The sequence below is a fragment of the Paraburkholderia graminis C4D1M genome (assembly GCF_000172415.1).
Classification (GTDB): domain Bacteria; phylum Pseudomonadota; class Gammaproteobacteria; order Burkholderiales; family Burkholderiaceae; genus Paraburkholderia; species Paraburkholderia graminis.
Genome location: NZ_ABLD01000010.1, coordinates 15,639 through 28,345, shown reverse-complemented (window position 1 = coordinate 28,345; position 12,707 = coordinate 15,639). Strand labels below are relative to the sequence as shown.

The 12,707-nt window shown below is 62.5% G+C and carries 13 protein-coding genes; 4 read left to right on the top strand and 9 right to left on the bottom strand.

Annotation, left to right across the window (positions count from 1 at the left end):
- Window positions 1-4: 4 nt before the first annotated feature.
- The 7 genes from BGRAMDRAFT_RS17445 to BGRAMDRAFT_RS17415 all read right to left on the bottom strand — a co-directional run bounded on the left by BGRAMDRAFT_RS17445 (window position 5) and on the right by BGRAMDRAFT_RS17415 (window position 7,060).
- On the bottom strand, window positions 5-709 hold the full coding sequence (locus tag BGRAMDRAFT_RS17445) for an ABC transporter ATP-binding protein (RefSeq protein WP_029968028.1): 705 nt from the start codon (window positions 707-709) through the stop codon (window positions 5-7).
- Window positions 710-726: 17 nt separating this feature from the next.
- Window positions 727-1,503, bottom strand: coding sequence for an ABC transporter ATP-binding protein (locus BGRAMDRAFT_RS17440; protein WP_006050124.1), 777 nt, complete (start codon window positions 1,501-1,503; stop codon window positions 727-729).
- Between the two features lie 23 nt (window positions 1,504-1,526).
- On the bottom strand, window positions 1,527-2,696 hold the full coding sequence (locus BGRAMDRAFT_RS17435; protein ID WP_006050123.1) for an ABC transporter permease subunit: 1,170 nt from the start codon (window positions 2,694-2,696) through the stop codon (window positions 1,527-1,529).
- Between the two features lie 22 nt (window positions 2,697-2,718).
- Window positions 2,719-3,669 carry a branched-chain amino acid ABC transporter permease gene (locus BGRAMDRAFT_RS17430; protein WP_006050122.1) on the bottom strand — a complete coding sequence of 317 codons (951 nt, stop codon included), beginning with the start codon at window positions 3,667-3,669 and terminating at the stop codon, window positions 2,719-2,721.
- Window positions 3,670-3,898: 229 nt separating this feature from the next.
- Complete coding sequence (locus BGRAMDRAFT_RS17425) at window positions 3,899-5,098, bottom strand: branched-chain amino acid ABC transporter substrate-binding protein (protein WP_006050121.1); 1,200 nt, start codon at window positions 5,096-5,098, stop codon at window positions 3,899-3,901.
- A 544-nt stretch (window positions 5,099-5,642) separates the two neighbouring features.
- Complete coding sequence (gene ispH / locus BGRAMDRAFT_RS17420) at window positions 5,643-6,602, bottom strand: 4-hydroxy-3-methylbut-2-enyl diphosphate reductase (RefSeq protein ID WP_006050120.1); 960 nt, start codon at window positions 6,600-6,602, stop codon at window positions 5,643-5,645.
- Window positions 6,603-6,604: 2 nt separating this feature from the next.
- A complete protein-coding gene (locus tag BGRAMDRAFT_RS17415; RefSeq protein ID WP_006050119.1) occupies window positions 6,605-7,060 on the bottom strand; it encodes an FKBP-type peptidyl-prolyl cis-trans isomerase in 456 nt (151 codons plus the stop codon).
- A gap of 177 nt (window positions 7,061-7,237) precedes the next feature.
- On the opposite strand from BGRAMDRAFT_RS17415, the gene radC reads away from it, so the two are divergent.
- From radC to nadB, 4 genes are all read left to right on the top strand, one after another.
- Window positions 7,238-8,002, top strand: coding sequence for a RadC family protein (radC, locus tag BGRAMDRAFT_RS17410; RefSeq protein WP_006050118.1), 765 nt, complete (start codon window positions 7,238-7,240; stop codon window positions 8,000-8,002).
- A 283-nt stretch (window positions 8,003-8,285) separates the two neighbouring features.
- Window positions 8,286-8,519 (top strand): 50S ribosomal protein L28, encoded by a 234-nt coding sequence (gene rpmB, locus BGRAMDRAFT_RS17405; protein WP_006050117.1) that lies wholly within the window; start codon window positions 8,286-8,288, stop codon window positions 8,517-8,519.
- A gap of 10 nt (window positions 8,520-8,529) precedes the next feature.
- Window positions 8,530-8,697: a 50S ribosomal protein L33 gene (rpmG, locus tag BGRAMDRAFT_RS17400; protein WP_006050116.1), complete on the top strand. Its 168-nt coding sequence runs from the start codon at window positions 8,530-8,532 to the stop codon at window positions 8,695-8,697.
- A 238-nt stretch (window positions 8,698-8,935) separates the two neighbouring features.
- Complete coding sequence (gene nadB / locus BGRAMDRAFT_RS17395; RefSeq protein WP_006050115.1) at window positions 8,936-10,534, top strand: L-aspartate oxidase; 1,599 nt, start codon at window positions 8,936-8,938, stop codon at window positions 10,532-10,534.
- Between the two features lie 81 nt (window positions 10,535-10,615).
- Here nadB and nadC read toward each other — a convergent pair whose 3' ends face one another.
- The gene (gene nadC / locus BGRAMDRAFT_RS17390) at window positions 10,616-11,545 is read right to left on the bottom strand and encodes a carboxylating nicotinate-nucleotide diphosphorylase (RefSeq protein WP_006050114.1); all 930 of its coding nucleotides are present in this window, start codon (window positions 11,543-11,545) and stop codon (window positions 10,616-10,618) included.
- Window positions 11,545-12,684, bottom strand: a complete 1,140-nt coding sequence (gene nadA, locus BGRAMDRAFT_RS17385; protein WP_006050113.1) for a quinolinate synthase NadA — start codon at window positions 12,682-12,684, stop codon at window positions 11,545-11,547. The genes nadC and nadA overlap by 1 nt, the downstream gene beginning before the upstream one ends.
- Between the last annotated feature and the right edge of the window lie 23 nt (window positions 12,685-12,707).

Genomic DNA, 12,707 nt, shown 5'->3' with positions numbered 1-12,707 from the left:
CAGCTCATTCACCCAGATAAGCCGCCCGCACCTTCGGATCGTCCAGCATCTGCTTCGCGTCGCCCGACATCGTGACGAGACCCGAGTCCATCACATAGCCGCGGTTCGCCGCCTGCAACGCGAGACGCGCGTTCTGCTCGACCAGCAGCACGGTCATGCCTTCACCCGAAATCGCGCGCACCACTTCGAAGATCTTCTCGACCATGATCGGCGACAGACCCATCGACGGCTCATCGAGCAGCAGCAGCTTGGGACGCGAGATGATCGCGCGCGCCATCGCCAGCATCTGCTGTTCGCCGCCCGACAGCGTGCCCGCGTATTGCGTGGCGCGCTCCTTCAGACGCGGGAAAAAGCCGAACATGCGATCGACGTCGGCCTTGATGCCGTCGGTGTCGGTGCGCAGATAAGCGCCCATCTGCATGTTCTCGACAATCGACATGCGCGCGAAGATGCCGCGGCCTTCCGGCACCATCGCGAGGCCGCGCTTCAAAAGCTCGTGCGGCGGCACGCCCTTGATCGACTGGCCCATATACTCGATGTCGCCCGCGGCATACGGCTTGAGACCCGTGATCGCCTTCATCGTCGTGGTCTTGCCCGCGCCGTTTGCGCCGATCAGCGTGACCAGCTCGCCCTGCGCGACTTCGAGATCGATGCCCTTGACTGCCTGGATGCCGCCGTAGTTGACCTGAAGGCCCTTGATTTTCAACATGGTTTGCGTCGTGGACATCAGTGGACTCCTGCACCCAGATAAGCTTCGATCACCTTCGGATCCTTCTGCACGTCTTGCGGCAGACCTTGCGCAATCACCTTGCCGTAGTCGAGCACCGTCATCTGGTTGCACAGACCCATCACGAGTTTCACGTCGTGCTCGATCAGCAGGATCGTCTTGCCGTCCGCGCGAATCTTGTCGAGCAGCCTGGTCAGTTCAACTTTTTCCGTTGCGTTCATGCCGGCTGCGGGTTCGTCGAGTGCGAGCAGCTTCGGATCGGTCGCGAGCGCGCGCGCGATTTCAAGCCGGCGCTGGTGACCGTACGACAGATTGCGCGACGTGTAGTCCGCGTACTGCGCGATGCCGACGTACTCCAGCAGTTCGATCGCGCGCTCCTTGATCTCGCGCTCTTCCTTGCGCTCGGCGGGCGTCTGGAACACCGCGCCGATCAGGCCGTGCTTCGTGCGCACGTGGCGGCCGACCATCACGTTTTCCAGCGCGGTCATGCCGCCGAACAGACGAATGTTCTGGAACGTGCGCGCGATGCCGGCCTTCGCAACCTGATAGACGGCCGTCGGCGTGTAGTTCTGGCCGTCGAGCTTGAAGTCACCCGAGTCAGGCGTGTAAAGGCCCGTGATCACGTTGAAGAACGTGGTCTTGCCGGCGCCGTTCGGGCCGATCAGACCGTAAATAGTGCCTTCCTCGATCTGAAGACCGACGTCCGATAGCGCCTGCAAACCGCCGAAGCGCTTGTTGACGCCCTGCACGGACAGACGGATTTTTTTATCGCTCATGTGATTTCTCCTATCCGCGTCCGTTACGCGCGCACCGGCTTCTTGCCGGCACGCTTCGACAGCTTCGCAATCTTGTCTTCGTGCTTCGGCGACGGCCACAGGCCTTCCGAGCGGTACAGCATGATCAGCACCATCGCCAATGCGTAGACGAGCTGACGGATCACTTCCGTATCGACGATTTCATGGCCGAAGATCATGTGCTGCAGCGGACCCATCGTCGAGCGCAGGAATTCGGGCAGCACCGCGAGCAGCACCGCGCCGAGAATCACGCCCGGAATGTGGCCCATGCCGCCGAGCACCACGCACGCGAGCACCACGATCGACTCGGGCAGCGTGAACGATTCCGGCGACACGAAGCCCTGGAACGCGCCGAACATCGCGCCTGACAGACCGCCGAACGACGCGCCCATCGCAAACGCCAGCAGCTTCACGTTGCGCGTGTTGATGCCCATCGCCTTCGCAGCGATTTCGTCTTCGCGGATCGCGGCCCATGCGCGGCCGATACGCGAGTGCTGCAAACGCGTACACACCCAGATCACGAGCAGCGCGGCGAGCACGAACAGGTAGTAGTACGAGTACACCGACGGAAACTGGAAGCCGAATAGCGAGTGCGACTGCGACAGGCTGAAGTCGCCCAGGTGCACCGGCGCAATCGCCGTGATGCCCTTCGGTCCGTTGGTGATGTTCACCGGACGGTCGAGGTTGTTCAGGAAAATCCGCACGATTTCCCCGAAGCCCAACGTCACGATGGCGAGGTAGTCGCCGCGCAGACGCAGCGTCGGTGCGCCGAGCAAGACGCCGAACAGCGCGGCCACGCCCATCGCGCACGGCACGATGATGAGGAACGGCACGTGCAGCCCGTTCGGCGCGAGATGCGCGATCCATTCGAATTGCGACGACAGATGCGGCGACGACAGCAGCGCCGCCGTGTACGCGCCGACCGCGTAGAACGCGATGTAGCCCAGGTCGAGCAGGCCGGCGAAGCCGACCACGACATTGAGGCCGAGCGCGAGCATCACGTACAGCATCGCGAAGTCGAGCACGCGGACCCAGTAGTTGCCGCCCGCGGTGCCGATGATCATCGGCGCGGCGATCACGAGCACCGCCGTGATGATGCCGACGGTCAGCGTCTTCGCCAGGTTCTTCTCGGGAATGAGCGTCGTGGACGGCTCGATCGGTTGAATTGAGGTCATTTGATTTACTCCTTGGCCTGGATCAAGCGCGATCCGCAACGCGTTCGCCGAGCAGACCCGACGGACGGAACACCAGCACGATGATCAGCACGATGAACGCAAACACGTCCTGATAGTTACTGCCGAACACACCACCTGTCAGGTTGCCGATATAACCCGCGCCCAACTGTTCGATGAGCCCCAGAATCACGCCGCCGACCATCGCGCCGCCGAGATTGCCGATGCCGCCGAGCACCGCCGCGGTGAACGCCTTCAGGCCTGGGATGAAGCCCATGTAGAAGTGCGCGTTGCCGTATTCGGAGGCGATCATCACGCCGGCGAGTGCGGCGAGCGCCGAGCCGATCATGAAGGTGGCCGAGATCACGAAGTTCGGGTTCACGCCCATCAGCGAGGCGACGCCGGGGTTCTCGGCAATTGCGCGCATTGCGCGGCCGAGCTTGGTCTTGTGCACGAGGAGCAGCAGGCCCGCCATCACGAGGAACGCGACGACGATGATCACGATTTCAGTCATCGAGATCACGGCGCCGGGCGTCGTATCGGTGGCCTTGATCACGTTCAGCGGATCGGTGGGCAGAAGCTGCGGGAACGGCAGTGGATTGCGCGACCAGATCATCATGGCGAGCGTCTGCAGCAGGATCGACACGCCGATCGCCGTGATCAGCGGCGCGAGACGCGGCGCCTTGCGCAGCGGCCGGTATGCCACGCGCTCGATTGTGTAGCCGACGACCGCGCAGACCACGGCGGCGATCGCCAGCGCGATGCATAACGTCGGCACATTGCCCAAGCCGGGGAAGTGGTTCTGCAGCACGCCTATGGCTGACAGCGCAACCATCGCGCCGACCATCAACACATCGCCGTGAGCGAAGTTGATGATGCCCAGAATGCCGTAAACCATCGTATAGCCCAGTGCGATGATGGCATAAACGCTGCCAAGCACCAGCCCGTTGAGGACCTGCTGGATGAAGATATCCATTTAATGCTCCTTAGCCCGTGCGGCTGGATTCGCGCTCTTCATCAGCCGGTGGGCGGTGATGCGTCACGCAATCTCAACGGCACTGCGGGTACTGATGTAAAAGACCGGTAAGGGTTTATCCGCCGCCGATTCACCTTCACGACTGGGTCACAGTCGCAGGCTAGCCTTCAGCGGATGCAAAAACGGCACCGTCGGGTGGTTCGGTGCCGTCAGGCTGAACGTCCCGTCATTACATCTTCACGACGTCGAGAACCGCTTTCTTGCCGTCCTTGAAGTCGTAAAGCGTAATGGCGCCCTCTTTCAAATCACCCTTGTCGTCGAACGCGATGCGGCCGATTACCCCGTGGTAATCGGTGGACGGCATCGCAGCCAGCACCTTGGGCGCCTCGATCGAATTAGCGCGCTTCATTGCATCGACAATCACGTACACAGCGTCGTACGTGAACGGTGCGTAAATCTGCACCGGCGTGTGGAAGCGGTCGACGTACTTCTTCTCGAAGTCCGCTCCCCTGTCCATTTTCGAAAGCGCGAGTCCCGCTTCCGAACAGACGAGGTTTTGCACGGCGGTTCCCGCCAGCTCACCTACCTTGTCGGTACACACGCCGTCGCCGCCAAGGATTTTTGCCCTGATACCGAGCGCCGCCGCCTGTTTGGCAAACGGCCCGCCCGTTGCGTCCATGCCGCCGAACATGATGGCGTCCGGATGAACACTCTTGATCTTCGTGAGGATGGCCCGGAAGTCCGTGGCCCGGTCGTTCGTCGCTTCGCGCGTGACGACTTTCGCTCCGTTCGCCTCGGCGGTCTTCGCGAATTCGTCCGCGAGTCCCTTGCCGTAGGCGGTCGCATCGTCCACGACGGCGATGCGTTTCGCGCCCAGCGCGTTCGTCGCGTAATTGGCGAGCGCGGGACCCTGCTGCGCGTCGGTGGCGACGACGCGGTAGGTCGTCTTGAAACCCTGCTGCGTGTAAGCCGGGTTCGTCGACGACGGCGAGATCTGCACGATGCTCGCGTCGCTATAGACCTTGGAAGCCGGAATCGACACGCCCGAATTCAGATGCCCGACGACGGCCACCACGTGATCGTCCACCAGCTTTTGCGCGACGGCCGTTCCCGTTTTGGGATCGGCGGCGTCGTCCTGCGCGTCGAGTTGCAAGTCGATCTTGTGGCCGTCGATCGTCAGGCCTTGCGCGTTGATTTCCTCGACCGCGAGACGCGCGCCGTTTTCGTTGTCTTTACCAAGATGTGCAATGCCGCCCGTCAACGGAGCCGCATGGCCGATTTTCACGACGATTGCTTCGCTTGCCGGCGCCGCGGATGCTGCTGCCGCCGACGCACCTGCTCCCGCCTCGCCATCCTGTTTTTTGCCGCACGCGGTCAACATCGCAACCGCGGCCGCGATGGACACGGCGTAAGCAAACTTGACTCGCATTAAATAGGTCTCCCGCCCTTGCAAATTCCATCGTCTGAAGGCGCTAAGGCCTTGAGAACGCGCGCATTGTAACTCCAATTTTGCGACGGGCAATATTGTTGAACCGGCAGGGTTTTCCTGCATTGCAACCGTATTTTGAGACCGCTTTCGCGCAAAAGGCGCAACCCGGTTGCGACTGTTTTTCGTGCATCAGTTGCACCGGCTTGGGAACGCATGGCATCAAGTGTTGCGGCCGAACGGCGCTGCGGCCCGCTACAGCGTGGTTTACGTCAAATGGTGGGTTTTGTTGAGCCGCCTTTGGCGAGCACCATTTTAGTGCGCCAAAATTGCGACAGGGCGGATAGGTCGCAAATAATCGGGGACGCATCATCCGAAAAGGGATTTAATGCCAGATCGAATTTCAAAAAAGATTGCCTGCGTCGGTGTGGGAAACCGCATTTCGCAGTGATGTGGCACCGTTTCTTGAATGGCCTTCGCGGCGTCAGGATGAAAAAAAACGCGCCCGAAGGCGCGCTTTCTTATGGTCTATGGTGGCTGCGAACCGTCAGGCCGGCAGACCCAAGCCACGCGGCAGCGGAAACGCGATGTTTTCCTCGATGCCGTCGAGCGCGCGAACATTGCGCACACCCAACTCCCGCAATCGGGCGATGACCGCCTGCGCCAGCACTTCCGGCGCCGAAGCGCCGGCAGTCACGCCGATGCGGCGCTTGCCCTCGACCCATGTCGGATCGATCTGATCCGGCGAATCGACCATATAGGCCGGCACGCCGAGCTTTTCAGCCAGTTCGCGCAGCCGGTTCGAGTTCGAACTGTTCGGGCTGCCGACCACGATCACCACGTCGCACTGCGGCGCCATGAACTTGACGGCGTCCTGGCGGTTCTGCGTCGCGTAGCAGATGTCCTGCTTCTTCGGCTCGCGGATGGACGGGTATTTCGCCTTTAGCGCGCCGATGATTTCGGCGGCGTCGTCGACCGACAGCGTGGTTTGCGTGACGAACGCGATCCGCTCCGGGTCGGCCAGTTGCAGCGCCTGCACGTCCTCGATGTCTTCGACGAGATGCATGCCCTCGCCCGCCTGGCCCATCGTGCCTTCCACTTCCGGATGGCCCTTGTGGCCGATCATCACGATGTCGAAGCCGTCCTGGCGCATCTTCGCGACCTCGATGTGCACCTTGGTCACGAGCGGACAGGTCGCGTCGTACACGCGCAGCCCGCGCGATTCGGCTTCGCTGCGCACCGCTTTCGACACGCCGTGCGCGCTGAAGATAACCGTGTTGCCGGGCGGCACTTCTTCGAGCCGCTCAATGAAAATCGCGCCCTTCTTGCGCAGATCTTCGACGACGTAGGCGTTATGGACGATTTCGTGACGCACGTAAATCGGCGAGCCGTGCAGCTTGATCGCGCGTTCGACGATCTCGATAGCCCGATCGACGCCGGCACAGAACCCGCGCGGCTGCGCCAGCAGGATCTCGGTTTCGGCAAGGGTCGTATCCGCGATGGTCATGTTTACAAAATCCCGATGATTTTCACTTCGAACGCCAGCGCCTGGCCGGCAAGCGGGTGGTTGAAATCGAACAGGGCCGACGTTTCGCTCACTTCTTTCAGAACGCCGGCGTAGCGGCCGCCACCCGGCGCGTTGAATTCGACCAGGTCGCCCGGAGAAAAATCCTCACCGATCATGCTGTTTTCGCGCAGCGTGGCCAGCGACACGCGCTGGATCAACTCGGGATTGCGCGGACCGAAGGCGACGCCAGGATCTAGCCGAAAGGTCGAATGGTGCCCGACCTTCAAACCCAGCAAAATGTCTTCCAGCGGCGGCGCGAGCTGACCGGCGCCGAGCAGCAGCGTGGCGGGCTTGTCGTTGAAGGTATTGATGACTTCGGCGCCATCGGCAAGGGAAAGCCGGTAGTGAAGCGTCACGTGTGAACCGGGCTTCACTTCGGAAATGTCGATGATGCTCATGCAGTGCTCGCTCAGTCGAAGCGCGCTCTCACGCGTGCGCCGCGGGCGCAGCCGACGCGTGCGGCACACCGTCGGCGTGCCGTGCGCAAAGCGTCTATTGTAAGCCACATGGCTGGCCTCGGCTTGCGTCCATCGCACGCACGAAGCTTCAACCCTAAGCGGAGGAATTGTCTCTATATGTCTGATTATGCGTCCACAATCGGCGATCCAATGTTGGATTTCGCTCGTTCGCCGCCCGTCGCCCGCCCTGCCGATGCGCCCAATCCGCGCCGCGGGCGCAAATGGCCCAAACACGATATGCCGCGCGAACGGCTCATCGATCAGGGCCCCGCCGTGCTGTCGGACACGGAGATGATCGTGCTCGTGCTCGGCTCGGGCCTGCCCGGCCACGACGTGTTCAGCGTGGCGCGCGAACTGCTCGACCGCTTCGGCTCGCTGCGGGCCATGCTCGATGCGACTTACGCGGATTTCGACGGCCTGCGCGGCATCGGGCCCGCGAAAAAAGCGCAGTTGCTCGCGATCATGGAAATGGCGCGCCGTTCGCTGGTCGACAAGATGCGCCGGCGTTCGCTGATGAATTCGCCCGAGGCCGTGGAAGATTACCTGCGGCTTCTGATCGGCGGCCGTCCGCAGGAAGTGTTCGTGTCGCTGTTCCTGGACGCGCGGCATCGGCTGATTCGCAGCGAGGAAAGCGCGCGCGGCACGCTCACGCGCATGGCGGTGTATCCGCGCGAGATCGTGCGGCGGGCGCTGGCGCTCAATGCGGCGAGCCTGATCGTCGCGCACAATCATCCGTCGGGCGCGGTGCAGCCGAGCGCCAGCGACTGCAGTCTGACGCGCACACTGCGTGAAGCGCTGGCGCTGATCGACGTGCAACTCGTCGATCATCTCGTGATCGGCGCGGACAGCGTATACTCGTTCGCCCGCGCCGGGTGGCCGTGACGCAGTGCGACCGGCACCTTGACGGGTCTTTCGGCGCTCTTTAGGCGACATGAAAAAAGCGTGAACGGGACGCGAAAAGGCGCCGCGCCGTGTCTCGCCACCGCAAATAAGGTTTGATTTTGCGGCTTTTTTCCTGCTAGAATTCCGGTTTGCCTATTTCCAACCCCCTGTTCCGAAGCCACCAAGGCGTTCCGGAAAGGATACGTGCCTGATTTCAGCGCGACTCTTTTCGGGAAACTTTCACGGCGTTCGAACTCAGAATTAGCGTATTAGGAGTGCTCTCATGGCACGCGTATGCCAAGTAACTGGGAAAGCGCCGATGAGCGGCAACAACGTTTCCCACGCGAACAACAAAACCAAGCGCCGGTTCCTGCCGAACCTGCAAAGCCGCCGTATTTGGGTGGAAAGCGAAAACCGTTGGGTGCGTCTGCGTATTTCGAACGCCGGCCTGCGCCTGATCGACAAGAACGGTATCGACGCTGTGCTCGCAGATCTGCGCGCACGCGGTGAAGCCTAAGGAGTAAATCATGGCGAAAGGCGCACGCGACAAGATCAAGCTGGAATCGACCGCAGGCACGGGTCACTTCTACACGACTACGAAGAACAAACGCAACATGCCGGAAAAGATGCTGATCAAGAAGTTTGATCCGGTCGTCCGTAAGCACGTTGACTACAAGGAAACCAAGATCAAGTAAGTCTTGGCTCCTGCCTTTTGACGAAGGCAAAGACATGTGCAAAAAGCCTCGCATTCGTGCGGGGCTTTTTTGTTTTTGGGTCGTCAAAACCGTCGTTTGACCTTGATGTGCGCGGTCGTGAAGTCTTATGCCGTCCGGCTAGCTTTCCCTCAACCGTCGCGGCGCGTATCCTTTCTCGTTTTAGCAGCGCGTGATTGACGCGTTTGCACAGCAAAACGAAAAGACGGAGATGCAAGCAATGGAATTCGATGTGGCGATTGTCGGTAGCGGTCTCGCGGGGCTGAGCGTCGCGCTCAATCTCGCAGAAACGCGGCGGGTTGCGGTGATCGCCAAGCGGTCGATGACTGAAGGCGCGAGTGATTGGGCGCAAGGCGGCATCGCCGCCGTGCTGGATTCCGCGGACAGCATCGACAATCACGTGCGCGACACGCTGATTGCCGGCGGCGGCCTGTGCGACGAAGCGGCGACGCGGTTCATCGTCGAACACGGGCGTGCCGCGATTGAATGGCTGATTGACCAGGGCGTGCCGTTCACGAAAGACGACGCGGCCGAGCTCGGCTTCCACCTGACTCGCGAGGGCGGCCATAGCCACCGGCGGATTATTCATGCGGCCGACGCCACGGGCCATGCGGTTGTCACCACGCTCAGCGAGCGTGTGCGGCGGCATCCGAACATCACGTTGCTCGAAGATCACTGCGCGATCGACCTGATCACCTCCGACCGGCTGGGATTGCCGGGACGCCGTTGTCATGGCCTCTATGCGCTCGATGTGCAAACCGGCCGCACCGTCACCATCGAGGCGCCGCACACGGTGCTCGCCACCGGCGGCGCCGGCAAGGTCTACCTGTACACCACGAATCCGGACACGGCGACGGGCGACGGCATCGCGATGGCATGGCGCGCGGGCTGCCGCGTCTCGAACATGGAGTTCATTCAGTTCCATCCGACCTGCCTGTTCCATCCGTACGCCAAGTCGTTTCTGATTTCGGAAGCCGTGCGCGGCGAAGGCGGCGTGCTGAAGCTGCCGGACGGCACGCGTTTCATGCCGAACCACGACGAGCGCGCCGAACTCGCGCCGCGCGACATCGTCGCGCGCGCGATCGACTTCGAGATCAAGAAGCGCGGCATCGATTGTGTGTATCTGGACATCAGCCATCAGCCGGCCGATTTCCTGCACGAGCATTTTCCGACGATCCTCGCGCGCTGCCTGGAATTCGGCATCGACATCACGAAGGAACCCATTCCGGTCGTGCCGGCGGCGCACTATACGTGCGGCGGCGTCGTCACCGATCTGGCGGGCCGCACCGATCTCGCGGGCCTCTATGCAGTCGGCGAGACCTCTTGCACGGGGCTGCACGGCGCAAACCGTCTGGCCAGCAATTCGCTGCTCGAGTGTCTGGTGATCGGCCGCTCGGCTGCGCGCGCCATCGAAGAAGAAGGCTTTAGCGGCGCGGTTCATGCGCCGTTGCCGGACTGGGACGAAAGCCGCGTGTCCGATCCGGACGAAGAAGTGGTGGTCGCCCACAATTGGGACGAGCTTCGCCGGCTCATGTGGAATTACGTGGGCATTGTGCGCACGGACAAACGGCTTGCGCGAGCGCGCCACCGGCTCGCCCTCTTGCGCGACGAGATTCACGAGTATTACGCAAACTTCAAGGTGAGCCGCGACCTGCTGGAGTTGCGCAATCTGGTGGACGTGGCTTCGCTAATCGTCGACGGCGCGCGCTCGCGGCGCGAAAGCCGCGGCCTGCATTTCAGCCGCGACTGGCCGGCGACTTTGCCCAAAGCGCTGCCGACCGTGCTCTCGCCGGAATACGTGCGCAACCGCAACGTGTGATGCAAACGGAAACGCCATCGCCGGCTTTCATGCCGGCGATGGCGTTTCATGTCTCACGAAGCCTAATTTCTGGAAACCGCGTCAGACGATTCGCAGCGAGTAATCGGTCGCTCGCACGTCTTTCGTCAGGGCGCCGATCGACACGCGGTCGACGCCTGTCTCCGCAATCGTCCGCACCGTCTCGAAGTTGACGCCGCCGGACACTTCCAGCACCGCGCGCCCGGCGGTGATGCGCACCGCGTCGCGCATTGCATCGAAGGAAAAGTTGTCGAGCAGAATGGACTGCGCGCGATGCGCCAATGCCGTTTCCAACTGTTCGAGCGTTTCGACCTCGATCTGAATCGGGACGCCCGCGTTGAGCGCAAGCGCTGCGTTCATGGCCGCGCCCACTCCGCCGGCGGCGGCAATGTGGTTTTCCTTGATCAGGATGCCGTCGTACAACGCGAGCCGTTGATTCGCGCCGCCGCCCACACGCACCGCGTACTTTTGCGCGAGCCGCAAGCCTGGCAAAGTCTTGCGCGTGTCGAGAATGCGCGTGCGCGTATGCGCGATTGCGTCGACGTACCGGCGCGTCGCGCTCGCCACGCCGGACAGCAACTGCAGAAAGTTGAGCGCGTTGCGCTCGGCGGTAAGCAGCGCGCGCACCGGCCCGCGCAGTTCGCACACCGGCGTGTCCGCCGTCATGCGGTCGCCTTCGCGATAACGCCACTGCGCCTCGATCCGCGGATCGACCTGGCGCAAGACGGCGTTGAACCAGGGCACGCCGCACAACACCGCATCCTCGCGGACGATGACGCGCGCGTCGCGCACTTCGTCGGCGGGAACGAGGCGGCCAGTCTGATCGCCAGTGCCGATGTCTTCCGCGAGCGCGTCCGCGACGTTGCGTGCCAGCGCGGCGTCGAACGCGGCGCCGTACTGCGCGCGGATCTCGGCGAAGAGCGGCGACACGGCTTCCGCCTGGCTATACGCGGCGGAACCGGCCTCTACCGAACTTTGCGCTACCGCGTTCATCAGGCGGCTCCTACGTTCGAATACAACTGCGCGTCGCGCGCCAGATCGCCGCTCGCCTGCACGCGCTTCTTGTGACGCGCGGCGAAGTCCAGCATGCGGTCGATCGGCAGACGAGCCCGTTCGCCAATAGCACGGTCGACGAAAATCTCGTTGTGGCCGCGCTCGAGCACGTCGGCCAGATTCGCGAGGCCGTTCATGGCCATCCACGGACAGTGCGCGCAGCTCTTGCAGGTCGCGCTGTTGCCGGCCGTGGGCGCGGCAATCAGCGTCTTGCCGGGCGCAGCGAGTTGCATCTTGTGCAGGATGCCGAGGTCCGTCGCGACGATGAAATGCGTCGCATCGAGCTTCTGCGCGGCGTCGATCAACTGAGTCGTGGAACCGACGACATCGGCAAGCGCCACGACGTTGGCCGGCGACTCGGGATGCACGAGCACTTTCGCGCCGGGATATTCGGCGCGCAGCAAATCCAGTTCGATGCCCTTGAATTCGTCGTGCACGAGACACGAGCCCTGCCACATGAGCATGTCCGCGCCGGTCTTGTTCTGGATATAACCGCCCAGGTGCCGGTCCGGCGCCCAGATGATTTTTTCGCCGCGCGCGTGCAGGTCGGCAACGATCTCCAGTCCGATCGATGAAGTCACCATCCAGTCGGCGCGAGCCTTCACCGCGGCACTGGTGTTCGCATAGACCACGACCGTGCGATCCGGGTGGGCGTCGCAGAAAGCCGAGAATTCATCCACCGGGCAGCCGAGATCGAGCGAGCAGGTAGCGTCGAGGTCCGGCATCAGAATGCGCTTGTCGGGGCTCAGAATCTTCGCGGTCTCGCCCATGAAACGCACGCCGGCCACCACCAGCGTTTGCGCCTCATGGTCACGCCCGAAGCGCGCCATTTCCAGCGAATCGGCGACGCAGCCGCCGGTTTCGTCGGCAAGCTCCTGCAATTCGGCATCGACATAATAGTGGGCCACGAGCACTGCTTTCTCGCGCTTGAGCAATGCACGGATGCGCTCCTTCAGCGCCACTTTTTGTTCTGCCGACGGCATGTCGGGCACCTTCGCCCACGCCTGTCCGATCCCGCAGGACGTGCCCTGCGCCTGCGGCCGGTCGTATTCGACGGTCCTGATCGCCTGCTGATCCATGATCTCCTCTGCCCTCGCTCTGC

Bases quoted from the DNA above. Each gene is read 5' to 3' on its own strand.
- BGRAMDRAFT_RS17445 (WP_029968028.1), bottom strand. From the start codon at position 709: ATGTTGAAAATCAAGGGCCTTCAGGTCAACTACGGCGGCATCCAGGCA.
- BGRAMDRAFT_RS17440 (WP_006050124.1), bottom strand. From the start codon at position 1,503: ATGAGCGATAAAAAAATCCGTCTGTCCGTGCAGGGCGTCAACAAGCGC.
- BGRAMDRAFT_RS17435 (WP_006050123.1), bottom strand. From the start codon at position 2,696: ATGACCTCAATTCAACCGATCGAGCCGTCCACGACGCTCATTCCCGAG.
- BGRAMDRAFT_RS17430 (WP_006050122.1), bottom strand. From the start codon at position 3,669: ATGGATATCTTCATCCAGCAGGTCCTCAACGGGCTGGTGCTTGGCAGC.
- BGRAMDRAFT_RS17425 (WP_006050121.1), bottom strand. From the start codon at position 5,098: ATGCGAGTCAAGTTTGCTTACGCCGTGTCCATCGCGGCCGCGGTTGCG.
- ispH (WP_006050120.1), bottom strand. From the start codon at position 6,602: ATGACCATCGCGGATACGACCCTTGCCGAAACCGAGATCCTGCTGGCG.
- BGRAMDRAFT_RS17415 (WP_006050119.1), bottom strand. From the start codon at position 7,060: ATGAGCATCATCGACATTTCCGAAGTGAAGCCCGGTTCACACGTGACG.
- radC (WP_006050118.1), top strand. From the start codon at position 7,238: ATGTCTGATTATGCGTCCACAATCGGCGATCCAATGTTGGATTTCGCT.
- rpmB (WP_006050117.1), top strand. From the start codon at position 8,286: ATGGCACGCGTATGCCAAGTAACTGGGAAAGCGCCGATGAGCGGCAAC.
- rpmG (WP_006050116.1), top strand. From the start codon at position 8,530: ATGGCGAAAGGCGCACGCGACAAGATCAAGCTGGAATCGACCGCAGGC.
- nadB (WP_006050115.1), top strand. From the start codon at position 8,936: ATGGAATTCGATGTGGCGATTGTCGGTAGCGGTCTCGCGGGGCTGAGC.
- nadC (WP_006050114.1), bottom strand. From the start codon at position 11,545: ATGAACGCGGTAGCGCAAAGTTCGGTAGAGGCCGGTTCCGCCGCGTAT.
- nadA (WP_006050113.1), bottom strand. From the start codon at position 12,684: ATGGATCAGCAGGCGATCAGGACCGTCGAATACGACCGGCCGCAGGCG.